Here is a 1866-nt window from a genome sequence, read left to right on the forward strand (position 1 = left end):
ACAGGGTGAGGGGTATGACGTTCCCGAAAGAGGCGAGGGCCTGAACGCGCGTCGACCGCGTGCGCCGTCCTGAAATGTCATACCCCTCACCCCAACCCTCTCCCTATGGGAGAGGGGGCGCGTCGTGGTTCAGCGCATCGTCGGGATCGAGAACTCGGCGCCGCTCTTGATGCCGGAGGGCCAGCGCTGCGTCACCGTCTTGGTCTTGGTGTAGAAGCGGACCGAGTCGGGGCCGTGCTGGTTGAGGTCGCCGAAGCCCGAGCGCTTCCAGCCGCCGAAGGTGTGGTAGGCGATCGGAACCGGGATCGGCACGTTGACGCCGACCATGCCGACATTGACCCGCGCGGTGAAGTCGCGCGCCGCGTCGCCGTCCTGGGTGAAGATCGCGACGCCGTTGCCGTACTGGTGCGTCGAGGGCAGCGCCAGCGCCTCCTCGTAGGTCGGCGCCCGCACCACCGAGAGCACGGGGCCGAAGATCTCTTCCTTGTAGATCGTCATGTCCGGGGTGACGCGGTCGAACAGCGAGCCGCCGAGATAGAACCCGTTCTCGTAGCCCTGCAGCTTGAAGCCGCGGCCATCGACGGCGAGCTGTGCGCCCTCGCGCACGCCGGTCTCGATGTAGCCCTTCACCTTCTCGACCGCGTCGCGGGTGACGAGCGGGCCGTAATCGGCGCTCTCGTCGTGCGAGGGGCCGATCTTCAGGCTCTCGACGCGGGGGATCAGGCGCTCCATCAGCGCGTCGGCGGTCCGCTCGCCCACCGGCACCGCCACCGAGATCGCCATGCAGCGCTCGCCGGCCGAGCCGTAGCCCGCGCCGATCAGCGCATCGACCGCCTGGTCGAGGTTGGCGTCGGGCATGATGATCATGTGGTTCTTGGCGCCGCCGAAGCACTGGGCGCGCTTGCCCGTCTGCGCGGCGCGCACGTAGATGTACTCGGCGATCGAGGACGAGCCGACGAAGCCCACCGCCCGGATGTCCTCGTCGTCGAGGATCGCGTCGACCGCTTCCTTGTCGCCGTTGACGACGTTGAGCACGCCCGGCGGCAGCCCGGCCTCGGAGAAGATCTCGGCGATGCGCAGCGGCACGCTGGGATCACGCTCGGACGGCTTCAGGATGAAGCTGTTGCCGCAGGCGATGGCCGGCGCGCACTTCCAGAGCGGGATCATCGCCGGGAAGTTGAAGGGCGTGATGCCGGCGACCACGCCGAGGGGCTGGCGCAGGGAGTAGACGTCGATGCCCGTGCCGGCGGCCTCGGTGTACTCGCCCTTGAGCAGGTGCGGGATGCCGCAGGCGAACTCCACCACCTCGACGCCGCGCTGGATGTCGCCCTTGGCGTCGGGCACCGTCTTGCCGTGCTCGGAGGCGAGGAGTTCCGCGAGCTCCTGGTTGTAGCCGCGGATCAGCTCCAGGAAGCGCATCATCACGCGGGCGCGCTTCTGCGGGTTCTGGGCGGCCCAGCCGGCCTGCGCGGCCGCCGCGCTCTCGACGGCGCGGCGCATCTCGGCCCGGCTCGCCAGCGCGACCTTGGCCTGGACCTCGCCGGTCGAGGGATGGAACACGTCGGCGAAGCGCCCGCTCTCGCCCTGGACGATCTTGCCGTCGATGTAATGGCCGATGGTGCGCATGCGCGCTCCTCCCGTCGTTTCCTCGTCGTTGTTGGCCGGCACCCTACCAGCCCGCCTTGGGCGATAAAGTTGGACGCGCTCGCAGCCGTTGTGCATCCTTGCACAGTGTAACCGGGGAGGGGCTGACGTGCGCAGGCGGGCGGGGGCGAACTGGGACGATCTCCGCTTCTTCCTGGCGGTGGCGCGCACCGGCACGCTGACGGCCGCCGCGCTGCTGACGGGAACCGAGCACACCACCGT

At 69.3% G+C, this 1866-nt stretch carries 1 protein-coding gene; it reads right to left on the minus strand.

Annotation, left to right across the window (positions count from 1 at the left end; genetic code table 11):
* Nucleotides 1-129: 129 nt before the first annotated feature.
* Nucleotides 130-1626 (minus strand): CoA-acylating methylmalonate-semialdehyde dehydrogenase, encoded by a 1497-nt coding sequence (locus AX737_RS02850; RefSeq protein WP_066918861.1) that lies wholly within the window; start codon nt 1624-1626, stop codon nt 130-132.
* Nucleotides 1627-1866: the final 240 nt, after the last annotated feature.

Source organism: Methylobacterium sp. CCH5-D2, from assembly GCF_001556475.1.
GTDB lineage: Bacteria > Pseudomonadota > Alphaproteobacteria > Rhizobiales > Beijerinckiaceae > Methylobacterium > Methylobacterium hispanicum.